A 23,081-nucleotide genomic window follows, 5' to 3' on the forward strand; every position below is an offset into this window, starting at 1 on the left:
GATGAGCGAAATGGACCATGGACGCAGCGGCCGCTCCAGTTCCTTCGGCGACACCGTCGCCATGGACCTGGCTTCCGGACGTGCCGTCGACCTCGCTGAACTCTATGCCCTCGACGCCGTCACCGAGCAGGAACGCAGCGCCATCGACGCCTACATGGCCGCCGCGCCGGACGCCGAGCGCCTCGCATTCCTCGAACGGGTCCGCCAGGCCCGGGAGACGCTGGCCCGCACCTTCCGCGCGGAGGAGGAGCCGCCGTCGGACCTGTTTGAGCGGATCATCTCCCAGTTGCCCGCCCAGTTGCCCCTGCAGGGTGAACGGCCGGGCGGCAGCGCCCCGGGGCCGGCCACCGGGCCCGCCGCTGCGGTGGACGGACGGCCGGGTGCGGCAGACGAACTCGCCGCGGCGCGCCAGCGCAGGGACGAACGACGCCGGCTGTCCGGGACACGCCGCTGGCTCGCGGGCGTGGCCGCCGCGGCGGTCATAGCCCTGGGCGGCGTGGGCGTCGGGGCCTACCTTGCGGACCAGAACGACCCCGTCAACCAGGTGGTCCGTGCCTCCGACCTGAGGGAAGCTTCAGTGGACGTGGCAGGCGGCGGCAAGGCCACAGTCTTGATTTCGTCCTCGCACGATGCCGCCGTGGTGAAGATGAGCGGGGTACCTGCACCGCCCTCGGGCAAGGTCTACCAGATGTGGCTGATCCCCAAGGATGGGTCCGCTCCCGTCTCCCAGGGGCTGATGGACGAACAGGCGTTGTCCAAGCCGGCCGTGGTGCAGGGGATCCACTCCGCCGCAGCACTCGGCATCACAGTGGAGCCGGTCGGCGGATCGGCCGCACCCACGCTGCCCACCGTCGCCGCCGCCCCCTTGGGCGCGTAGCGGACTGGTGCACGAAGAAATGCCCCGGCTCCTTCGAAGGAAGGCGCCGGGGCATTTCTTGTTGGTCAGAAACCCGCGATGGTGCCGGGACCGTTGACGGATACTACGTGGAAGGCTTCGGCGCTGCGGCCTTCGGGCAGCCCGGCCCGTGCGGCGTTGGCCTGCATGCCGCGCCGCACCGTCGCCTCCATCGCGTCCACGTCCGGATGCTGGCTGACGTGGACATGGATGGCTTCCAGCTTTGCCGCCACGTGGTCCGTGACATCCACGAAGTGGTTCTCGCGTTCCTCCGGCCCGGCGTACAGCCACAGCCACGACAGCTTGTAGGCAGCAAGCCCCGCTTCGGCCAGTTCAGGGTAGGCGAAGGGGTTCTCCAGGGCGGGGTACACGGCACGGGTCACGGCCTCCCCCACTGCGAGGTGGTCGGGATGGCTCTTCTGGATCCGTTCCCAGTTCCGTTCCGGGTGCATGGAAAGAACGACGTCGGGCCGGAGCCGGCGGATCAGCCGCACCACCTCCTTCATCACCTCGTGGGAGGGTTCCAGGTAACCGTCGCGCTGGTGCAGGTAGTGGATGTCCGTGACACCCACGAGCTCCGCGGCGCGGCGCTGCTCGGTCTCCCGCATGGCGATGATGTCCGGCCGGTGCGCCGGATCGAAACCGCCGGCGTCGCCATCGGTCATGATGCAGTAGCTCACCTCGACGCCGGCCGCCGTCCAGGCCGCGATGGTCCCCGCCGCCCCGAAGTCGATGTCGTCCGGGTGGGCCGCAAAACAGAGCACCCGCCCAACCCGGTGCGTGTCCGGATTGAACGGGCCCTGTGCCTTTGTGGTGGAGGCAGTCAAAGAGTCAGCCTTTTCGCTTCTTGATCTCGGCCGTGGCCTGCGGCAGGACGTCGAAGACATCCCCGACGATGCCGAAGTCGGCGATTTCGAAGACCGGGGACTCGGCGTCCTTGTTGATGGCCACAATGACCTTGGAGGTCTGCATGCCGGCCTTCTGCTGGATGGCACCGGAAATGCCGGCCGAGATGTACAGCTGCGGGGACACGGTCTTGCCGGTCTGGCCCACCTGGGCGTCGTGGCTGATCCAGCCGGCGTCCGTGGCTGCACGGGAGGCGCCCACGGCAGCACCCAGGGCATCGGCGAGCTCTTCCACGGGGCCGAAGTCGCCGTCCATGCCGCGTCCGCCGGCCACCACGATGCGGGCGTCCGTCAGGTCCGGCCGTCCGGTGGCAACCTTCTGCTCCCGCGCGGTAATGCGGGCCGCTGCGGTGCTGCTTCCGGCGGGAACCTCCACGGTTGCGGTTTCCGGGGTGGTGGGAGCGGCGGCTGGCTCCGGCGTGACGTTGTTGGCCTTCAGGGTCAGCACGGAGACCGCCGTGGTGGCCTTGCAGGCGGTGTTGTAGGAGCCGGCCAGGACCGACTTATGCGCGGTGCCGTCCGCGTCCACCGCGACGACGTCCGTGATGACGCCGGCGTTCAGGCGGATGCCCAGCCGCGCGGCGATCTCTTTGCCCTCGGGCGAGTTGTCCAGCAGGACGATGCCCGCGCCGGTGGATTCAGCGGCGGCGGCCAGGTAGGCGGCCTTGGGAGCCACCAGGAAGTCGTCCAGGTCATCGGTGGAGGGACGCAGGACCGTGCCCACGCCGTACTCGCCGAAAGTGGCTGCGACGCCGTCGGTAAGTTCTCCGTTGAGCGCCACGGCGCTTTCACCCAGGGAACGCGCCAAGGTCAGCAGCTCCAGGCTGCTCTTCTTCAGCGACGCGCCGGGGTTGTCAATGAATACAAGTACTTTTGCCATGTCGGGGTTCCTCTTAGAGCAGCTTCTGTGCGGCCAGGAAGTCAACCAGCTTGATGCCGGCGTCGCCTTCGTCGGTGATGATGGTGCCGGCAGTCCGCGGCGGCCGCTGCTCGGCGTTGGTCACGGTGGTCCAGGAGCCGGAAAGACCCACCTGCGCCGGGTCCACGCCGATGTCGGACAGGGACAGCGTGGTGATGCTCTTGCGCTTGGCGGCGATAATGCCCTTGAAGTTGGGGTACCGGGGTTCGTTGATCTGGTCCGTGACGGATACGACGGCGGGCAGGGCCGCCTCCACCGTTTCCGAGGACGTGTCGGCGTCGCGCCGGGCCGTCAGCCGGCCGCCGTCGACCGCCAGCGACGAGGCAAAGGTGACCTGGGGCAGGCCGAGCCGCTCTGCCAGCTGCGCCGGGACGAGCGAGGTTTCACCGTCGGTGGACGCCATGCCCGTGATGACCAGGTCGACGTTGCCCAGGTGCCGCACGGCGGCGGCGAGGGCAAGCGACGTTGCGGCGGCGTCCGAACCGGCCAGGGCGTCGTCCGTCAGGTGGACGCCCTCGGTGGCGCCGATCTGCAGCGACTTCTTGATGGCGTTGACGGCGCCGGACGGCCCCATGCTCAGCGCGATGACCTGGTTGCCGGCCTTGCTGCCGCCGCGGGCCTCCGCCAACTGCAGGGCCGCTTCCAGCGCGTACTCGTCAAGCTCGGACAGAATGCTTTCGTCGCGGTCGGTGGTGAAGCCCTCGCCGGTGAGGTGGCGGTCGAATTGGGCGTCCGGTACATGTTTGACCAGGACTACGATCTTCAATGTCTCTTCCACGGTATTTACAGCAGCCTTCCATGCTTGTGGACAGCCAGCCGGGTGGGTCATGGCCTCGTGAATGCCCGGCAAACGGGTAAACCCTAGCTAACCATATCGGCGCACCCCGGCGCCCTCTTCCGTTAACGCCTGTGTCAGGCACTCCCTTACGCCCAACATGCCAACGGCGGCGCCCCCGGGGTGGGGACGCCGCCGTCGTGCCGGCCAGGGCGGGTCAGCTCGCCGCTGCACCCAGCGTTACGTCGAACGTCTGTTCCTTGCCGCCCCGCAGGACGGTGATTTTCACCGTGGATCCCGCGGCCTGCTCCCGGACCGCCGCCGTCAGCTCGTTCGGCTCGCCGATGGTCAGGTCGTTGAACTTGGTGATGACATCGCCGACCTTGATCCCGGCTTTACCGGCTGCGGAGTTGGCGTCCACCGAGGCGACGTCGGCGCCGACCGAGAACTCGGAAGCCGCGCCGGAGGAGGTCTTCGGTTTCACGCTGACTCCGAGCTGGCCATGCGACACCTTGCCGTTGTCGATCAGTTCCTGTGCCACGCGCTTGGCATGGTCGATGGGGATGCTGAAGCCGACGCCGATGTTGCCGCTCTGTGACGACGTGGTGTTGGATCCGGCGGAGGCGATGGCCACGTTGACGCCGATGATCTCACCCTTGCTGTTGACCAGGGCGCCGCCGGAGTTGCCCGGGTTGATCGCGGCGTCGGTCTGGATGACGTTGATGGCGATCGAACCTTCGCTGCTGCTCTGCTGGCTCTGGCCGCCGTTCGGAGGTGCGAACTGGAAGCCCTGGTCGCCGCCCTGCGTGTCATCGCCGCCCTTTGGAGCGGCCGAGGAGGCCACGCTGATGGTGCGGTTCAGGGTGGAGACGATGCCGTCTGTCACCGTGCCGGTCAGTCCCAAGGGGGAGCCAATGGCGATGGCGGTGTCACCGACGTTGAGCTTGCCGGAGTCGCCCAGGGTGGCGGGGGTGAGGCCGGAGGCGTTGTCCACCTTGATGACGGCCAGGTCAGACAAGGGATCCGTGCCGACGAGCTTGGCCGCGAGGACCCTGCCGTCGCTGGTACGGATTTCGAGGCTGGCGTTGGCGGTCTGGCCGTCGAGGGTCACCACGTGAGTGTTGGTCAGGATATGACCCTGGTCGTCCAGGACGATGCCGGAGCCGGTGCCCCCGGAGGTGCCGCTCGTGGCGCTGATGGTGACCACGCTCGGAGAGGCCTTCACGGCAGCGGCCGTGATGGCGTTGACGTCATCCTTGTTGTTGACGATGACGGTGCCGGGCTGGCTGTTGCTGCCAATGGTCGATGCGCTGGAGCCTGCATTACCGAACAGTTCCCCCGAACCGACCGTTGCCACTCCCCCGCCGACGAGCCCGGCGGCGAGGATGCTGGCCACGAGGGTCCCGACGCCGAACGTCGCCTTCCGGCGCGGGGCGTCCTTGGGGTTATGGGCCAGTCCGGGGCTGCCGTGCGGTGCTTCATGGCCGGGCTGGGGGCCGTACGCGGTGGGGCCGGACAGGTGCGGACCGTTCGCCTGGTCAGGGCTGGAGGGCTGCCCGTAGTGCTGGCCCTGGCCGTAGGAACCCGACTGGCCGTAGAACGGCTGGCGCTGCGGATACACCGGGCGGGGCGCGCCGGGGCGATCCTGCGTGGCGCCGACGACGGCCTGCGGCTGGTCCAGCCGTTCGGTGGGGTGGCCCGCTTCAGCGGGGTGGTGGCCTGCGGGGTCGCCGCCGGCGGTACCGGGCCTGGCGTCCCCGTCCGCATGCTGAGTGGACCCCTGGCGGTCGCCGGGCTGCTGCGGATCGTGCTGCGGCCAGGGATTGCGGCTGCCCGGGCGGTCGCCCTCCGGGACCGGCCCCGGGGTGTGGTTCTCAGTCATGGGACTTCCTTTCATCCTTGTCTGCCATTAATCATGGACCGTGCCGCTGGAACAAGTTCGGATGTTTGCTGGGAGCTTCCTGAACGCCGCCGGGCCGCCCCGACCATGCGGATCTTGTTTCGCTGGGGGCATATTCGCCCGCATGGACTGGGTGTGGGGTGCACCATAGAATCAAGATGAATTGCCACAGCGACCTGCGGCTTCACACTAAGCGTGGGGGCGCTGCTGGATTCGACGACTGATTCGTCCCGAATCGGTGTCAGGCGTGCTGAAGGGTTGCACATGCGGTCAAAGTTCAAACGTATCCTCGCCGTGATCGGCCTGGCCGGACTGCTGGCGGTACCCGCCGGCACGGCCTGGGCCGAGGACCCGGTGACCATACCTTCGGGGACCAACATCGTTGATAACGCCAACGTGCTGGGCAGCCGCAAGGGTGAGGTCCAGGACGCCATCCAAAAACTCCTGAAGGACCACAAGTACAACCTGTACGTGGTCACGGTGAAGTCCTTCGAGAACCCCAGCGACCCTGCCCAGTGGGGCCAGGCCGTGGCCAAGACAAAGGGCATGGGCAACGCCGACGTCATCCTTGCCATCGCCACTGACCAGGGTAAGTACTACTTCTCTCCCAGCAGCGCCAGCAGCATCTATTCCAAGCGCACCAACATTACGCAGAACGCCATCGCCGCCAACCTCGGTGCCGGCAAGCGCGATTTTGCCCAGGCGGCCATCGACACCGCCTCCGCAGTTGGCGATGCTGCCGGTGGCGGCAGCGGCACGGTGTCCTCCGGAGACGGGGCCGGCGCGGCGGTGCTCGTGGGTGCCGGAGTTGTCGTAGCAGGCGGCGGCGCATACCTCTACTACCGCAACCGGCGGAAGAAGGCTGCCGCCGGCCAGGCATCCGGCGGCAGCTACGGCCCCCAGGGTGCCGAGCTGGACCCGCTGGCCTCCCTCAGCGTGGAGGAGCTGCGGCGCAAGAGCGGCTCGCTGCTGATCGAGGCGGACGACGCCATCAAGTCAAGCGAGCAGGAACTCGGCTTCGCCCAGGCACAGTACGGAGACTCCGCCGTCGGCAATTTCACCAAGGCGCTCGAAGAGGCCAAGGCCCACATGAGCGAATCCTTCAAGCTCCAGCAGCAGCTCGATGACCACATTCCGGACACCGAGGAGCAGCAGCGCACGTGGCTGGGCGAAATCATCCGCCGATCCGAAGCCGCCCTGGCCTCGCTGCAGGAGCAGAAGGCGGACTTCGACTCCCTGCGCGAGCTGGAGAAGAACGCCCCGCAGGCCCTGGCAGCCGTCAACGCCGGAGCGCAGCAGGCTGACGCGAAAATTGCCAGCGCTGAACAGTCCCTGGCGGACATGCGGTCAAAGTACGCGGACAGTGCCTTGGCGCAGGTGGCGGACAACATCGTGCAGGCCAAGGAACGCCTGGCCTTCGTGCAGAACGCGACAGCAACGGCGCAGCAGAAGCTGGGCGAAGGTGAAGCCAGCATGGCCGCAGTAGCCGTCCGCGCCGGCGAAGAGAGCCTGCACCAGACCAACGTCCTGCTCGACGCCATCTCCAAGGTCGCCGGCAACCTCGACGAGGCCCGCAACAGCCTCGAAGGTGCGGTGGTTGACACGTCGCAGGACCTGGCCCAGGCAAAGGCCATGATCCAGTCCGGCGCCCACCCCGAGCTGGCCGGGCCGGTGGCAGCCGTGGAGGCGGCACTCGCGCAGGTCAAGACCGAAATCCAGGGCGGAAAGATCGACCCCATCGCCACCCTCCAGCGGGTGGAAGGCGCCCACCAAACACTCGACCAGGCCCTCACCGGCATCCGTGACCAGCAGGAACAGGCCCGGCGTGCACAGGCTTCGCTGCAGCAGACCATCATGTCAGCCCAGGCCCAGATCAGCGCCACCTCCGACTACATCACCGCCCGGCGCGGCGGGGTGGGCACCGAGGCCAGGACACGGCTGGCTGAGTCGCAACGGAACCTCGACTACGCCCTGTCGATCGCACGCACCGATCCCGTCACGGCCCTCACCTACGCACAGCAGGCCCACGCACTGGCTGCACAGGCTGCACAGCTGGCCCAGGCAGACGTGGACCACTTCGATGGCTACGCCAACCAGGGCTACGGCCGGGGCGGCATGTTCGGCGGCGGCGGAGGCGGCGGCCTGGGCGGCGCCATCCTCGGCGGCATCCTGATCAACTCCATCCTCAACGGCGGCCACGGCGGCTGGGGCGGCGGAGGCGGCTGGGGTGACGGCGGCGACGGCGGCTGGGGCGGCGGCGGCGACGGCGGAGGATTTGGGGGCGGCGACTTCGGCGGCGGCGACTCCGGCAGTTTCTAGTAGATACTCCAATGCGCGCCGGAAGATCCCAGCGCGTGGAACGAAGCAGTACACCACTGTGCACCGGTTCCCAGTGGTCAACACAGAGCAGGACGAAAGGCAAACACCATGGTTAAGCAGTCCATTTTCGGCCGGATCGCGCAGCTGGCGAAGGCGAACATCAACTCCCTGCTGGACAACGCCGAGGATCCGCAGAAGATGCTGGACCAGATGGTCCGCGACTACACCAACAACATCGCTGAGGCCGAGTCCGCTGTGGCGCAGACCATCGGCAACCTCCGCATGCTCGAAGACGACTACAACGAGGACGTCAAGAACGCCCGCGACTGGGGAAACAAGGCCCTCGCCGCGTCCCGCAAGGCCGACGAGTTCCGTGCCGCCGGCGACAATGTCGACGCCGAGAAGTTCGACAACCTGGCCAAAGTGGCCTTGCAGCGCCAAATCGCGGCCGAGAACGAAGCCAAGGGCGCGGAGCCGAGCATCGCGTCGCAGCGCGAAGTGGTGGACAAGCTCAAGACCGGCCTTGAGCAGATGAAGAACAAGCTCAACCAGCTGACCAGCAAGCGCAACGAACTGGTGGCCCGCTCCAAGACGGCCGCGGCGCAGGCACAGGTCCACGACGCCATCAAGAGCATCGACATCATGGACCCCACCAGCGAGGTTGGCCGCTTCGAGGAAAAGATCCGCCGCGAAGAGGCAAAGGTCCGTGGGCAGCAGGAACTCGCCGCCTCCAGCCTGGACGCGCAGTTCAACCAGCTCGAAGACCTGGGCGAGCAGACGGAGATCGAAGCCCGCCTGGCCGCCCTCAAGTCCGGAGGCGCCAAGCCCGCCCTCGGCGCCGGCAGCCCCGCAGCCGCCGACTCCACGGTGGACGAAGCCGACTTCGACAAGCTCTGACGCAGCAGGAGCACGCCTCCCTGCAACACCCCTGGGGGCCGGGACCGGATGTCCCGGCCCCCACCCATGTCCTGGCTCCCACCCACGTCCCAGTCCCCACCTATGTCCCCGGCCTCTGCCGCACCACTGTGTACCGTGGTGGCATGGCTTCTTCCGATGGAACGTCCCTGGTCTGGCTGCGCGATGACCTGCGGCTGGACGACAATCCTGCCCTGGCGGAGGGGGCCCGGCTGGGCCGGCCCCTGACCGTGGTCTACATCCTGGATGAGGAGTCCGAGGGGATCCGGCCCCTGGGCGGAGCAGCCCGCTGGTGGCTGCATCATTCCCTCGACGCCCTGGCCGCCGGGCTGGAGGCCAAGGGTTCGCGCCTGGTGCTTCGCCGGGGCGCCGCCGCCGATGTCATCCCGAAACTCGCCACGCAGACAAAGGCCGAAAACCTCTTCTGGAACCGCAGGTACGGCCTCCCCGAGCGGAACATCGATGCCGGCCTCAAGGAATGGGCTGCGGAGAACGGCATCGAAGCCTCCAGCTTCCAGGCCAACCTCCTGTTCGAACCGTGGACGGTCCGCACGGGGGCCGGCAGCTACTACAAGGTCTATTCCCCGTTTTGGCGGGCCTGCCTGGCTTCGGAGGATATTCGAGACCCCCTGGACGCCCCAAAGTCACTGCCCGGACCGGCAGCCTCGGGGCGCGGCCTGCCCGCCAGCGACACACTTGCCAGCTGGAAACTGCTGCCCTCCTCCCCTGACTGGAGCAGGGGCCTGGCCGGCACCTGGGAGCCGGGCGAAGACGGCGCGCACAGCCGCCTGGCGGACTTCCTGGACGGTCCCATCGAAGAGTACGGGACCGGCCGGAACATACCGGGCACCGAAGGGACCAGCCGGCTCTCACCCCACCTGCGGTTTGGCGAGGTCAGCCCGTTCCGCGTGTGGCATGAGATCCGCCGCCGCCACCCGCGCAAGGTCCCCGCCGACGTCGGAATTTTCCGTTCCGAGCTGGGGTGGCGGGAATTCAACTGGCACCTGCTTTACCACAACCCGCACCTGGCCACGAAGAATTTGCGGCCGGCGTTCGACCAGTTCCAGTGGGAGTCGCCAAGCCGGCAGGAACTGGACGCCTGGCAGCAGGGAAAGACCGGCTACCCTCTGGTGGACGCCGGGATGCGGCAACTCTGGCAGACCGGATGGATGCACAACCGGGTACGCATGGCTGCTGCGTCCTTCCTCGTCAAGAACCTCCTGGTGGACTGGCGCATCGGCGAGGAATGGTTCTGGGACACCCTGGTGGACGCCGACGCCGCCAACAACCCCGCCAACTGGCAGTGGGTGGCAGGATCGGGCGCGGACGCCTCACCGTACTACCGCATCTTCAACCCCGTGACGCAGAGCAGGAAGTTCGACCCCGACGGCCGGTACCTGCGCCAGTTCATCCCGGAGCTCGCCGGCCTTGAGGGCAAGGCAGTTCACGAACCCTGGACGGCCGGGATTGAAGGCTACCCCCAGCCCCTCGTGGACCTGCCGGAATCCCGGGAGCGGGCCCTGGAGGCCTACCGGAAGCTCAAGGACGGCTGAGCGGGCGCGTCAGCGGCTGACTTTGCCCATGAGCGAGGCGATGGGCCGCAGGAAGATCGGCCGGGCGAGGAACCAGGCGGCAACCATGACCGCCACCGAGGCAAGGAACACCCAGAACCCTAACCAGCCGTCGTCGTCGCTCACGCCGTACATGTGGTTCAGGTTGCGCAGTGCACCCGTGGCGAGGACCAGGAAGACGTGGATCACGATGAAGGCCACGAAGTAGACCATGACCGGGAAGTGTACGGCCCGGGCCCATTCGATGGGGTACGCCTTGTTCAGGCCGGCGGCCTTCTTGGGCCAGGCGGAGGACATCCGCAGGCCCGTGACAAACGCCAGCGGCGCGGCAATGAAGACGGTGGCGAAGTATGCCAGGAGCTGCAGCGCGTTGTAATTGATCCAGCCGTCTTCCGTGGGCCAGTCCAGCGACGCGTACTGCAGCGCGGCCGACAGGGCGTTGGGGAAGATGTCCCAGCTGGTGGGAACGATGCGGGTCCATTGGCCGGTGGCGAACAGCAGGACCGCGAAAACCAGCCCGTTCAGGACCCACAGGGCGTCCAGGGTGAGGTGGAACCACAGCTCCAGGGTGATCTTGGTGGGGGCGTTCTTCGTGCGGAGGAAGCCCTTGTTGTTCCGGGTCCAGTGGCCGCTTGGCTTGGTGGTGGTGCGCACCTGCCACCCCGTGCGGATGATCAGGAGCAGGAAGAACGCGTTGAGGAAGTGCTGCCATGCCAGCCAGGCCGGGAACCCGACCGGAGCGTTGTCCGGCAGCTCGGAGTGGCCCGGGTAGGTGTCGAGGAAAGAGGCGACGGCGGGAAGCCCCACGAGGAGCCTCGCGACCAGCACCACGACAACCAGCGCCACGAGGACGGCGGGAACCGCCCAGTAAAGCCGGTTCCGCTTACCCGTCGCGGTGCCGGGCTTTTTCGTGGATGTGGCCATCGAACAACTTACCTCTCAGGAACGGCTGCAGGCTGCCCACAGATCGTGGAGCCCTGCGAAAGAGAATACTAGGAACTGCGTACATCCAAGGAAAAAGAAGACCCCGCCCGGCGTAACTGCCGGTCGGGGCCTTCATAAGTTGCGGGGACAGGATTTGAACCTGTGACCTCTGGGTTATGAGCCCAGCGAGCTACCGAACTGCTCCACCCCGCGTCGCTCGAATAACACTACCCTACTTTTCGGGCCGCTCTGACCACCGCCGTGCCGGCCGGGGCCGGGGACCGCCGCGGCGGCCCTCCATACGGCCGCTCCGGAGGAAAGCAAGGAGGCAAAGCAAAAGACCCGGACATTGTTGCCAATGTCCGGGTCTTTCTCCAGTTGCGGGGACAGGATTTGAACCTGTGACCTCTGGGTTATGAGCCCAGCGAGCTACCGAACTGCTCCACCCCGCGTCGCACCAACTACTTTACCGGCAGGTGAACGTGGGGCCAAATCGGGGCGGCGTGATGTCCGTTACGCCGCCCGGCACCCGCTCCCCCTGGGCGCGGATACCGGGCGGCCGCCGTCGTACTACTGGCTTGCTGACGGCGACGACGACGGCGACGGCGACGGCGACGCTGACGGGGCAGGCGTGGGCGACGGAGCCGTCGCCGGGATCTTGGCCTCGGCGTCCATGGCCTTCTGCAGGGCCGCCGCGACCTTCTTCTGCGCCTCCCCATACGCCGCAAAGTCTCCCGCGGCCAGCGCCGACTGCCCCGCCTGGATGGCGGAGTTCGCTTCATCGAGGGCCGCCTTCAGCTGGGCCTTCGCGTCCGCTTCCGCAGGCGTCGCCGGGGCCGCCGGACCGGCAGGAGTCTGTCCATTGTTGGCAGAGTCACCGGCCGAAGCACCCGAGTCGCCGCCGAAGAGCTGCTTCAGCGCGGCGTCGAGCGTCGGCGCAAAGCCCACCTTGTCGCCGAAGGCCACCAGGACCCGCTGGAGGGTCGGGTAGGAGGTCTCGCCGGTCGATTTCAGGTACACCGGCTGGACGTAGAGGATGCCGCCGCCGACGGGCAGGGTGAGCAGGTTGCCGTTCAGCACGTCCGACGCGCCTTGCCGCAGCAGGTTGAGGGCCTGCGACACGGTGGGATCGGAGTTGAACTTGTTCTGTGCCTGGCCGGGGCCGGGCACCTGCGTTTCCGGCGGGATCTGCAGCAGCCTCAGCTTGCCGTAGCCTTCAGCCTTGACGCCGGCCTGGTTGCCGGCGTCGGAGTCGGCGGCGAGGAAGCCGTAGAGGACGTTGCGGGCGTTGCCGTTGACGATCTGCGGGATGAACGACGAGGTCAGCTGGAATGCGGGCTTCTCCTGGTCCGGCATCTGCAGCGACATGTAGAACGGCGGCTGCTTGACGTCGGTGTTGGAGTTCACCGTCGGGTCGGCGGGTACGCTCCAGGCGTCGTTGTTCTTGTAGAAGCTGGTGGGGTCCGTCACGTGGTACTGGCCCAGCAGTTCACGCTGGACTTTGAACAGGTCCTCCGGGTACCGGACGTGGCTCATCACGGCGCCCGACATCTCGGTGTACGGCTTCACCGACGCCGGGAAGACCTTCTGCCAGGCCTTCAGCACGGGATCGGTGTCGTCCCAGGCGTACAGCGTGACGGAACCGTCGTAGGCGTCCACGGTGGCCTTGACCGAGTTGCGGATGTAGTTCACGGTGCTGTTGGGCAGCGCCACGGCCCGGCCGGATGTGGTCTGGGTGTCCGCGGTGGCTTCCGACAGCTGCTTCTGCTGCGAGTACGGGTAGTACTGGCTGGTGGTGTAACCGTCCACGATCCACTTCACCCGGCCATCGACCACGGCCGGGTAGGCGTTTCCGTCAACCGTGAGGTAGGGGGCCACCTTCTGGACGCGTTCGCGCGGGTTGCGGTCGTAGAGGATCTGCGAGTCAGGGTTGACGCCGTCCGAGAGCAGCAGGTCCGAGGACTGGAACTTGATGGCGTAGAGGACCTTGTTGAAGAAGGAACCCACGTTCGGCCCGCCGTTGCCCTGGAAGGTGTACTGGGTTTCACCCTCGCCCTCCCTGCCGGACGGCCGGTCCTGCTCACGCGGCGTGGCGCCCTCGGGCGCGCCGACGATGGAGTACTCCGGCGATGATTCGCCGAAGTAGATCCGGGGCTCGTAGGTGGAGTCGTTGCCGAGAACACCGGTGGACGGGATGCCGGACTGCAGGAAGTCGGGCTTGCCGTCCACGGTGAACTTGTTGCCCTTGGCGGCCACGACGCCGTATCCGTGCGTGTACACCACGTGCTGGTTGAGCCAGCCCTGCTGGTTGCTGGCAACGTTGGCCGGGTTCAATTCACGCACGGCGATCACCGTGTCCTGGATCTTGCCGTCCACCTCGTAGCGGTCCACGTTGAGGGCCTCGGGAAACTGGTAGTACGGGCGGTACTGTTCCAGCTGAGCGAAGGCGTCCGAGATCAGGTTGGGGTCAAGGAGCCGGATGTTGGCCGTGGTCTGGGCGTCCGGTGCCAGGGCGCCGGTGTTGGCCGTGTTCGTGGCCTGGTACCGGGTTTCCTGGATGCCGTCCAGGCCGTAGGCCCTGCGGGTGTTGTCGATGTTGCGCTGGATGTACTGGCTTTCCAGGGTTTGTTCCGATGGGCGGACCTGGAACTGCTGGATCACCCAGGGGTACACACCGCCGGCCAGGATCGAGGTAATGATCAGCATCGCGGTGCCGATGACCGGCAGGCGCCAGCGCCCGATCACCGCGGCAACGATGAACAGGACCGCGACCAGCACGGCGGCCACGGCGAGAATCGCCTTGGTGGGAATGACGGCGTTGACGTCCGTATAGAGGGCGCCGGCCCACCGGCCGCCGTTGTTCTGCACCGAGGAGAACCGGTCAAGCCAGAAGTTCACGCCCAGCAGCACCAGGAACGCGGCACCGGTCACGGCGATGTGGATCTGCGCGGCGCGGCTGGTGAACACGCCCCGCTCCATCAGCCGGATGCTGCCGTACAGGTAGTGCGTGAGGATGCCGGCGATGCCAGCGATGACCACCACGCTGATCAGGAAGCCTGTCACGAAGCCCAGGAACGGCAGGGTCATCAGGTAGAAGCTGATGTCCATGTTGAACTGCGGGTCCGCCTGGTTGAAGCCCACCTGGTTGAAGAAGAGCAGCACCTTCTGCCACTGGCTGGCGGCGGCGCTGCCGGCGAACAGGCCAAACAGGATGGGCAGGCCCACCATGACCACCCGGCGGACGGGCTCAAGCTGCGCCTGGTAGCGGTTCAGGTTGTCCCGGATCTCCGAGTCCGGCGCGTAGACCGGCCTGGCGTTGTAGGCGATGCGGATCGCGAAGAACACCGCGGCGAACATGACGGCGAAGCCCGCCACGAAGGTGGCGATCTTCGCCAGGTTCTCCGTGAGGAACACCTCGATGAAGCCCAGTTGCCGGTACCAGAGGACGTCGGTCCAGACATTGGCGAAGAAGATGAAGCCCACCACCACCAGGGCAACAACGATCAGGGTGGGGGTCAGCGCGCCGCGCCGGGAAGGGGGTCTGCCTGTGGACATTGTGCTGGCGGGACGGGACAAACTGGGTACCTCATAGCTGGTCGTCAGAATATTCGAAGCGTGCGTGCGAGCGACGTCCGGTACCGGTGAAACCGCTGGTCACGTCCGTCATCTTTGCCACGAGTGGCGGTAAAGCTTAGTTCCTGTCGAGTCTAGTTGGGCCCAGTCTAGTTCCGCGCCGGGCCTACTTGCCCGCGCAGGCAGGCAGCCCGGCTGTGTCCTGGCCGCTGCCGGCAACCTCGACGGCGTGGCGGGCTTCGGCCAGGTTTTCCACCCGGACCACCTGGAGTCCGTCGGGAACATGGCCTGCCACCTCATCGCAGTTGGCCGCGGGCGCGAGGAAGAGGGTGGCACCTGCCGACCGCGCGCCCCGCATCTTCTGGCCGATGCCCCCGATGGGTCCCACAGCGCCGTCCGGGGAAATGGTGCCCGTGCCGGCAATGTGTTTGTCGCCCGTGAGGTCCCCCGGCGTGACGGTATCGATGATGCCCAGCGAAAACATCAGCCCTGCGCTGGGGCCGCCCACCTTGTCCAGGGAGATCTGCACGTCGAACGGGAAACTGAACAGGTACTTCAACATGACGCCGAGGATGAAGCGGCCCTGGCCGTTGTCCTTGGGGCTGACCTCGACCGTGACAGGCTGCCCGCCGCGGTCCACCGTCACCGAGGCGGGGGCACCCTTGCCCGCGGCCAGTTCGTCCTGGATGACCGCCAGCGACGTGATGTCCTTGCCATTGATCGATCTAAGGACGTCGCCCTGTTCGATTTTGCCGGTGGAGGGCGAATCCTTGGACAGGCCCGCAGCCTGGAGTTGCTGGCCGAAGGGGATCTTCAGTTCATTCAAAGCGGAGGCCACGGCGTTTTCCTGGGAGGTGGTCATCGCCACCGCGCTCTGCTCCTGGGCCTCCTCCTTGGTGGTGCCCGTGGGGTAGATCAGCTCCACCGGGTACACCGCCTTGGAGCTGTCCAGCCAGGCGGAGAAAGCGCCGAGGATGCTGACCGGGCCGTTCGGACCGCCGTCGACGTACACGGTGGTGAGGTCGAGGCTTCCGGCTGCCGGATAGGTTTCGTGGCCGGTGACGTGGATGACCGGCCGCCCCTGGCTTTCGCCGAGGGTGTTGTAGGTGGGGCCCGGTGACTCAATGACATACGGCACCGGCAGCGTGCCCGCAGCAATGCCCAGCCCCAGCGCAGCCAGCCCGGCAACCATCATGGTGGAAACACGCCTGCCCCGGCCGCCGCCGTCGTCCGTTCCTGCCTGCACGGCCTGCGTCTCCCCGGGGTTGCCGGGGGTGAAGGGCGGTGGACCTGCGGGCGAAGAAACGTCGGGAACCTGGTCCTCGGAGGGGTGGCCGCCACGGGTTGTAGTCACCCATCAACAGTACGCGGTGGGCGGGGCGCCGGGGTGCTTTGCCTAGAGCGAACGACGGCGGCGGGCGGCAGACAGCCGACCGGCACCGGGGTACCGTGAAGGTTGATTAACAGTCACACCGACGATCGGCGGGATCATGACCTCCAACCCACTTAATCCGTCCAACGGCGACGACAACCCCAAGGATCCGCTGGCCGAGATGCTGCAGAACCTCATGGGGGGCAAGGGGATGGAGAACTTCGACCCCGCGGAACTCGCCAAGGCTGCCGGCCTGCCGAACGATCCCAACCTGCTGGCGCAGATGTTTTCCCAGGTCCAGGCCATGATGAGCGCACCGTCGGAGGGCCCCGTCAACTGGACCCTCGCCCACGACAATGCCCGCCGGGTGGCTGCCAGCAGCTCCGACCCATCGGTGACGGCGCAGCAGTCCCGGGAGGTGGACGAGGCCCTGCGGCTCGCGGAACTCTGGCTTGACCCCGTCACCGACCTGCCCGCCACCGGGCTGATCGGCCGTGCCTGGTCGCGCGCCGAATGGGTCGAGGCCACGCTGGGCACCTGGAAGCGGCTGACGGAGCCCGTGGCGAACAGCATTGCCAATGCCCTCTCCTCCGCCATGACCGAGCAGATGCCCGAGGAAATGAAGTCCATGATGGGCGGCGCCTCCTCGATGCTGCAGAACATGGGCGGCGCCATCTTCGGCATGCAGCTGGGCCAGGCCATCGGCGCGCTGTCCGCCGACGTCGTCAGCTCCACCGACATCGGCGTTCCGCTCGCCGACCTCGAAATGGCCCTGCTGCCCACGAACGTGGCCGCGTTCGGCGAGGGGTTGTCGCTGCCCGAGAACGACATCCGCCTTTTCCTTGCGGTCAGGGAAGCAGCCCATGCGCGCCTCTTCGTCCAGGTCCCGTGGCTGCGCGGCCATCTGCTCGGAGCCATCGAGGCTTATGCCCGCGGCATCCACATCGACACCTCCCGGATCGAGGAACTCGCCCGCGACCTTGACCCCAGCAACCCCGAGGGCATCCAGGAGGCCCTGTCGCAGGGCGTCTTCATGCCGCAGCGGACCCCGGCGCAGGACCAGGCACTCGAAAAGCTCGAGACCGCGCTCGCCCTGGTGGAGGGCTGGGTGGATGAACTCACCGCTGCCGCCACCGAAAAGGTGCTGCCGTCCGCGGGCGCACTGCGGGAAACGGTGCGCCGGCGCCGCGCGACGGGCGGCCCTGCCGAGCACGCCTTCGCCTCCCTGGTGGGCCTGGAACTGCGCCCGCGCAGGCTGCGCGATGCCGCCACCTTGTGGGCTGCGCTGAAGGAAGAGCGCGGCATCGAAGGGCGTGACGCCATCTGGCACCACCCCGACCTGCTGCCCACCGCCGAGGACCTGGACGATCCCAAGGGCTTCAGCTCCCGCCGGAAACTCGCCGAGGCGAGCGACAGCGAGGTGGACGACGCCCTGCAGAAGCTGCTCAGCGGCGGCTTCGACACCGCCCCCGGCGATGATGGGGCCGGCGGTTCAGATGACAAAGACCAGGACGACGACGGCGGGACGGACCAGCCCAAGGCCTGAAACTTTCGCTGGGGCCCAGCGTCCGCGGGGCCGGCGCCTTAATCGGCGTCGCCCCGCCAGGCGTCCCCGTCCCGCCCGTTCTCATCTTCCTGCCCCTGCCGGGCCGTTCCGGCAGGGGCAGTTTCATCCGCGTTAAGGCCCCGGGACGTGGCGAAGGCAACACCTTCCAGGAAGGCCTTGGCGCGCTGGGTCTCCGGGTAGGCCTCCAGCAGCTTCCAGAACGCCGCATTGTGGCCCGCCACGAGGAGGTGGGCAAGTTCGTGCAGCAGGACGTAGTCGATCACCCACTGCGGCATGGTGCGCAGTTTGTCCGACAGGCGGATGGTGCCCTCCGCCGGGGTGGCCGAACCCCACCGCGAGTTCTGGTTGCTGACCCAGCGGACCGTCGTCGGGACCGCCCGGCCGCCAAAGTACTTCGCGGAAAGGTGCGCTGCGTGGGCTGCCAGCGCTTCATCGCTGGCCGGGCGCCTGCGGCCCGGCGCAGCCCGCCGCTCCCCCTGCCGCTGGAGCTTCGCCAGCATCCGGTGGACCCATTCTTTCTCCTGGGCCGCAGTGAACCGGGCCGGGATGGCCACCACAGCTGTCCCGTTCTCCCAGAAGGCGGCCACCGTCCGCGTCCGCCGCGCCGAACGGCGCACCTCCACGGGAGCCCCGCCGGGTGTCGTCAGCCCGGCGGTCTGCTGCCGGGCACGCCGGGCCGCCCCGCTCACAGGACGGAGCTCTCGGTAAGGACCCGGAGAACGTCTTCGCCGTACCGTTCGAGCTTGGATGGGCCGACGCCGGCAAGGGCGGCGAGCTCCTCCAGTGACGCCGGCCTGGCCTCGGCAATGGCAGTCAGGGTGGCGTCCGTGAAGACGACGAACGCGGGCACATCCGCGGACAACGCCACCTCGCGGCGCCAGTTCCGCAGGGCGTCGAAGGTCTGTTCCTCATAGCTGGGCGGGCATGCGTTGCAGCGGCCCACCTTGCGTTCGGCGCCCGTGGCCAGCATGCTGCCGCAGACCCTGCACATGGCGGGGGCTGCTGCCTTGCGGCGGGGTGCGGGGCCTTTGCCGCGGGCGCTGGAGCTGGCGACCGAATCGGGGCGCAGCCCGTCCAGGAACCGGGAGGGCTTCCTGTTGGCCCGGCCGCCCGGGGTCCGCGCGGTGCTCCAGGAGAGGGAGAGGTGCTCGCGGGCCCGGGTGATGCCGACGTACAGGAGCCGGCGTTCCTCGTCGACGGACTCCGGTGCGTCGGCGAAGGAGATGGGCATCAGCCCCTCGCTGAGGCCCACGAGGAAAACTGCATCCCATTCCAGGCCCTTGGCTGCGTGCAGCGACGCGAGCGTCACGCCCTGCACCGTGGGGGCGTGCTGGGCGAGTGAACGTTCCTGAAGTTCGTTGACGAAGTCCGCGAGGCCGAACTGGGGTCCGCGGTTCTGCACCAATTCGTCGGCAAGGGCCACCAGTGCCGCCAGGGACTCCCACCGCTCCCGCAGGGCCCCGCCGCTATGGGGGGCGGAGTCCGTGTAACCCAGGGAAGAGACGATGTCGCGGACCAGCTGGCCCAGCGGCTCCGGTGCATCAGTTTCAGCCACGGCCCGGGTGGCGGCCCGCAGCTGCAGGATGGCGTCGCGGACCTCCTTGCGGGCGAAGAACCGTTCCCCGCCGCGCAGCTGGTAGCCGATTCCGGCAGCTGCCAGGGCCTGTTCGTAGGCTTCGGACTGGCCGTTGGTCCGGAACAGGACAGCGATCTCGCTGGCCGGCGTGCCGGCGTCGAGCAGGACTTTGACCTTCTGCGCCACCATGGCGGCCTCGGCCTCATCATCGGAGCACTCCGTGAACTGGGGTGCCGGGCCTGCGGGGCGCTGCGCCACGAGCTGCAGGGGCGTGGCCCAGGCGGCGTCGGCGGCAGGGCCTCCGCTGCGCCGTCCGGCCAGGAGCTCGTTGGCGAGTTTCACCACCTGCGGGGTGGAACGGTAGTCCCGGATGAGTTTGACCACGTTGGCCTGCGGGTAGCGGGCCTTGAAGTCGAGCAGGTGCCGGGGCGAGGCCCCGGTGAAGGAGTAGATGGTCTGGCTGGCATCGCCGACGACGCACAGTTCGTCCCGGCCCCCGAGCCAGAGCTCCAGGAGCCGCTGCTGCAGCGGGGAAACGTCCTGGTACTCATCGACCACGAAGTGCCGGTACTGTTCCCGGACGGTGGCCGCAACTTTCTCGTCCTCCTGCAGGATGCCCACGGTGATCAACAGGACGTCCTCGAAGTCGATCACGTTTCGGTCCGTCTTGACGTCCTCGTAGGACTGGAAGACGCGCGCGACGGCGGTCAGGTCGAAACCGCCCGGCGCTCCCCTGCCCTGGGCATTCTCCAGGTAATTGGCCGGAGTCAGCATGGACACCTTTGCCCATTCGATTTCCGATGCGAGGTCCCGGATGGACGCGCGGTCGGTGCTGAGCCGCAGCCGGCGGGCAGCCTCGGCAAGGGTCTGGGCCTTGTGGTCCAGGAGGTTGGGCAACGCGCCGCCCACGGCCTGCGGCCAAAAGAACTGCAGCTGGCGCAAAGCGGCGGCGTGGAACGTGCGTGCTTGCACGTTCCCGGCACCAAGGTCCCGCAGCCGGCTGCGCATCTCCGCCGCGGCGCGGGCCGTGAAGGTCACGGCGAGCAGTCGCTGCGGACTGTAGACGCCGGAGTGGACGCCGTACGCGATGCGGTGGGTGATGGCCCGGGTCTTGCCGGTCCCCGCTCCGGCCAGTACGCAGAGCGGCCCGTTGAGGGTGCTGGCCACCTCACGCTGCTCGGCGTCCAGCCCGCCGAGGATCCGGTCCTCCAGGGATGCTGCTCCGTCAAAATTCTCTGTAGTCACTTCTGCTGCTCTGTGTCTCGACTACCGCGTGCTGGAGTCTGGTGGATGGAATTGCTTAGGCGCCGGCCCGGTCCTGGATCCGCCCGCCGAACCAGTGCTCAATCAGGGAGCGGGCAATGGAGAGCCTGCTCGAAATGGTGATTTCGCCGCTAAGCACCGCTTCCTGCAGTTCCTCGCGGCTGAACCAGCGGGCCCTGGTGACCTCCACGCCGTCGGGCGTTGCCTGGGCGTCCTCGGTGACGGCGGTAAATCCAAGCATAAGGGAGGCCGGGAACGGCCACGACTGGGAGCCCAGGTACTGGCACGCGGAAACCCGGACACCCACCTCCTCCTGGATCTCCCGGACGACGGCCTCTTCCAGCGATTCGCCGGGCTCAACGAACCCTGCCAGGGTGGAATAGTTGCGGGCGTCCACGGGTCCGCCTCCGCCCAGCAGCAGCCGCCCGTCCGGGCCCACCACGGTGACGATGATGGCCGGGTCCGTGCGGGGATAGTGCTCGGTGTTGTCCGCGGGGCAGCGGCGCATCCAGCCGCCGGCTTCCACCACCGTTGGCGTGCCGCAGCGGGGGCAGTGCGTGTGCCCGGCGTGCCAGTTGGCGATGGCGCTTGATTCCACAAACAGCGCCGTGGACGTGGCAGTCAGGCCCGCCGCGACGTCACGGAACCCGGCCCACGAGGCCCCGCCGGGGATACCCGCTGTTCCGGGCTCGACAGGCTCAGGCAGGACAAAGAGCAGCAACTCCGTGCCGGCGGGAAGGTCCGCGGCGGGCAGCGCCGATCCGAGATACACCACCAGTTCCGGCCCCGTTCCCGCCTGCGCGAGCTCCGCCAGGAGGTCCTTCGCCCCGGCCAGGACCATCCGGCCGTCCTGCACCAGGCCCTGGCGGCCGGAGAGGATGAGCGCCCTGGCATCAGGATCGGCCAGCAGTTCATCCACCATGCCGGGCCTGGTGCGGGCCACTGATCCGCGGTCGACCAGCGCCGGACGGACCGGAAGCAAGGTATCCACCAGGTGGTTCGCCGGCGGCCCTGCCGGAATGCCTCGGTGGACGGGTATGACAGACTCCGCATGGCTCATGAGTCCACCGTACTGACTGGTGCCGACATTTCGCATTTCCTCCCTGCCTCCCCGCAGGAACCGCTTGAAGGAAATGCACCTATCTGGGGACTCGCCGCCTGCGGACCGCGCTGCGGGGCAGCGGGCAATCTACCGTGGAATGGTGAGAAGAAAACCGATTGAACTGGCGGCCATTGCAACCGCGGCAGTCCCCGGACTGACCCCGACGGCCGTTAGCTCTGCCCCGGATGATCCCGCGGACTTCGATGCGGCACTGCTGCTGGATTCCGAGGGCAAACGCTGGCGGGTAAGGTCGCCCCGCCATGCCGAAGCTAGTGCACGGCTCGAAACCGAATTCCTGGTCCTGCGCGCCTTCGCCCCGGCCGTCCGGGCCGAGCTGCCGTTCCTGATGCCCACAGTGGCTGGAAGCGTGCGGCTGGGTACGCTGAGCACCTTCGTCTACTCACACCTGTCCGGAAGCACCCGCAGCGTCGAGGAACTGACGTCCGGGCCGGAAAGCCTCGCCCGGGAAATCGGCTCTGCCCTTGCCGCGATCCACGACCTGCCCCGCGCCCTGGTCAGCAACGCCGACCTGCCCAGCTACACACCCAATGAATTCCGCCAGCGGAGGCTGAATGAACTGGACCAGGCGGCTACTACAGGGAAGATTCCTCCGGCACTGCTGCGGCGCTGGGAACATGCCATGGAGGACGTGTCACTGTGGCGGTTCAACCCCAGCGTGGTCCACGGCGACCTGCACGAGGACAACCTGCTGGTGGAGGCTGGCCGGGTGACGGCGGTGACCGGGTGGACGGACCTGCGCATCGGCGACCCCGCGGACGACTTCGCCTGGCTGGTGGCGTCCAATGAGCAGGACTTCGTGGACGCGGTCCTGAAGTCCTACACCGCCAGCCGGCGTGACGCCCCGGACCAGCACCTGCTGCGCCGGGCGGCCCTGTCCGCCGAGTTCGCGTTGGCGCAGTACCTGGTCAAGGGCCTCGCCGCCGCCGATGATGCCATGGTCTCCGAAGCAGAGGGCATGCTGGAGAGCCTGGCCGGCGACATCGCCGAATTCGGCGGCCAGCCCATCAGCGTTGAGCCCCTCCCGGCGGCAGGCAAGCAAAGCGCATCGGGGCCTGCGGCATCCGCCGGCACGGGCCTTGGCGGTCCTGGCGATGCCAGTACGGGCCATGCCGCCGCAAAAGTCCCGGGCGCAGGCGGCAGCAGCGCCGTGACGCCTGCGGTCACCGTGTCCGCCGTGCCCGCCGATCCTGCGGTCACCGTGGTTCCCGTACCCGCCCAGCCTGCGGTCACCGTGGTTCCCGTGCCCACCCAGCCTGCGGTGCACGTCGCGCCGATTCCGGCGGACCCGGCACCTTCCGCCTCCGCGTCCGAGTCCGGAGCCGCGTCCGTATCTGGAACCGGCAGCGCCGGTAGCGCCGCCGGCGCCCCGGAGGCCGAGGCCAAGGGCCCGGATGACACATCCACTGCGGCGATCTCGGTCGTCAACGTGCAGCAACGCTGACCACATCCCGCGTCGGCGGGAACCCGGCCCGCGTGCCGGCACC

Annotated in this window: 16 protein-coding genes and 2 tRNA genes; 6 read left to right on the forward strand and 12 right to left on the reverse strand. The window is 67.8% G+C overall.

The annotated features are described in order from the left end of the window. The first annotated feature begins 1 nt into the window (after position 1). Positions 2–877, forward strand: a complete 876-nt coding sequence (locus ACYSM9_RS11645; protein WP_461857121.1) for an anti-sigma factor — start codon at positions 2–4, stop codon at positions 875–877. A gap of 65 nt (positions 878–942) precedes the next feature. On the opposite strand, the gene ACYSM9_RS11650 is transcribed toward ACYSM9_RS11645, so the two are convergent. From ACYSM9_RS11650 to ACYSM9_RS11665, 4 genes are all read right to left on the reverse strand, one after another. Beyond that, on the reverse strand, positions 943–1,722 hold the full coding sequence (locus ACYSM9_RS11650) for a PIG-L deacetylase family protein (RefSeq protein WP_461857122.1): 780 nt from the start codon (positions 1,720–1,722) through the stop codon (positions 943–945). Between the two features lie 4 nt (positions 1,723–1,726). Further along, entirely contained in the window at positions 1,727–2,680 is a 954-nt protein-coding gene (locus tag ACYSM9_RS11655; RefSeq protein WP_461857123.1) for an electron transfer flavoprotein subunit alpha/FixB family protein, read from the reverse strand. A gap of 13 nt (positions 2,681–2,693) precedes the next feature. Next, positions 2,694–3,485 (reverse strand): electron transfer flavoprotein subunit beta/FixA family protein, encoded by a 792-nt coding sequence (locus ACYSM9_RS11660; protein WP_461857124.1) that lies wholly within the window; start codon positions 3,483–3,485, stop codon positions 2,694–2,696. Positions 3,486–3,711: 226 nt separating this feature from the next. Further along, positions 3,712–5,376: a S1C family serine protease gene (locus ACYSM9_RS11665; RefSeq protein WP_461857125.1), complete on the reverse strand. Its 1,665-nt coding sequence runs from the start codon at positions 5,374–5,376 to the stop codon at positions 3,712–3,714. A gap of 282 nt (positions 5,377–5,658) precedes the next feature. On the opposite strand from ACYSM9_RS11665, the gene ACYSM9_RS11670 reads away from it, so the two are divergent. The 3 genes from ACYSM9_RS11670 (at position 5,659) to ACYSM9_RS11680 (ending at position 10,181) form a co-directional block, all read left to right on the forward strand. Further along, positions 5,659–7,713 carry a TPM domain-containing protein gene (locus ACYSM9_RS11670; RefSeq protein ID WP_461857126.1) on the forward strand — a complete coding sequence of 685 codons (2,055 nt, stop codon included), beginning with the start codon at positions 5,659–5,661 and terminating at the stop codon, positions 7,711–7,713. Between the two features lie 108 nt (positions 7,714–7,821). Further along, positions 7,822–8,610 (forward strand): PspA/IM30 family protein, encoded by a 789-nt coding sequence (locus ACYSM9_RS11675; protein WP_461857127.1) that lies wholly within the window; start codon positions 7,822–7,824, stop codon positions 8,608–8,610. A 143-nt stretch (positions 8,611–8,753) separates the two neighbouring features. Then, positions 8,754–10,181 (forward strand): cryptochrome/photolyase family protein, encoded by a 1,428-nt coding sequence (locus tag ACYSM9_RS11680; RefSeq protein ID WP_461857128.1) that lies wholly within the window; start codon positions 8,754–8,756, stop codon positions 10,179–10,181. Positions 10,182–10,190: 9 nt separating this feature from the next. Here the strand turns inward: ACYSM9_RS11680 and ACYSM9_RS11685 are convergent, their stop codons facing one another. The 5 genes from ACYSM9_RS11685 to ACYSM9_RS11705 all read right to left on the reverse strand — a co-directional run bounded on the left by ACYSM9_RS11685 (position 10,191) and on the right by ACYSM9_RS11705 (position 16,050). After that, complete coding sequence (locus ACYSM9_RS11685) at positions 10,191–11,123, reverse strand: cytochrome b/b6 domain-containing protein (protein WP_461857129.1); 933 nt, start codon at positions 11,121–11,123, stop codon at positions 10,191–10,193. Between the two features lie 139 nt (positions 11,124–11,262). Beyond that, positions 11,263–11,336, reverse strand: a tRNA-Met gene (locus ACYSM9_RS11690). 165 nt (positions 11,337–11,501) lie between these two features. Next, positions 11,502–11,575 (reverse strand) — tRNA-Met (locus ACYSM9_RS11695). A gap of 118 nt (positions 11,576–11,693) precedes the next feature. Further along, on the reverse strand, positions 11,694–14,678 hold the full coding sequence (locus tag ACYSM9_RS11700; protein WP_461857130.1) for a UPF0182 family membrane protein: 2,985 nt from the start codon (positions 14,676–14,678) through the stop codon (positions 11,694–11,696). A gap of 184 nt (positions 14,679–14,862) precedes the next feature. Further along, entirely contained in the window at positions 14,863–16,050 is a 1,188-nt protein-coding gene (locus tag ACYSM9_RS11705; RefSeq protein ID WP_461857131.1) for a YlbL family protein, read from the reverse strand. Positions 16,051–16,186: 136 nt separating this feature from the next. Here ACYSM9_RS11705 and ACYSM9_RS11710 point away from each other — a divergent pair, with 136 nt between their 5' ends. Then, on the forward strand, positions 16,187–17,614 hold the full coding sequence (locus tag ACYSM9_RS11710; protein WP_461857132.1) for a zinc-dependent metalloprotease: 1,428 nt from the start codon (positions 16,187–16,189) through the stop codon (positions 17,612–17,614). Positions 17,615–17,652: 38 nt separating this feature from the next. On the opposite strand, the gene ACYSM9_RS11715 is transcribed toward ACYSM9_RS11710, so the two are convergent. From ACYSM9_RS11715 to nudC, 3 genes are read right to left on the reverse strand one after another with little or no spacing between them, the layout of a single operon-like run. Then, positions 17,653–18,324, reverse strand: coding sequence for a M48 metallopeptidase family protein (locus ACYSM9_RS11715; protein WP_461857133.1), 672 nt, complete (start codon positions 18,322–18,324; stop codon positions 17,653–17,655). Continuing rightward, positions 18,321–20,456: an ATP-dependent DNA helicase UvrD2 gene (locus tag ACYSM9_RS11720; protein ID WP_461857134.1), complete on the reverse strand. Its 2,136-nt coding sequence runs from the start codon at positions 20,454–20,456 to the stop codon at positions 18,321–18,323. The genes ACYSM9_RS11715 and ACYSM9_RS11720 overlap by 4 nt, the downstream gene beginning before the upstream one ends. Before the next feature lie 55 nt (positions 20,457–20,511). After that, complete coding sequence (gene nudC / locus ACYSM9_RS11725; RefSeq protein ID WP_461857135.1) at positions 20,512–21,534, reverse strand: NAD(+) diphosphatase; 1,023 nt, start codon at positions 21,532–21,534, stop codon at positions 20,512–20,514. A 142-nt stretch (positions 21,535–21,676) separates the two neighbouring features. Here nudC and ACYSM9_RS11730 point away from each other — a divergent pair, with 142 nt between their 5' ends. Continuing rightward, entirely contained in the window at positions 21,677–23,038 is a 1,362-nt protein-coding gene (locus ACYSM9_RS11730) for a macrolide 2'-phosphotransferase (RefSeq protein WP_461857136.1), read from the forward strand. Positions 23,039–23,081: the final 43 nt, after the last annotated feature.

This window comes from Arthrobacter sp. C152, assembly GCF_054890965.1.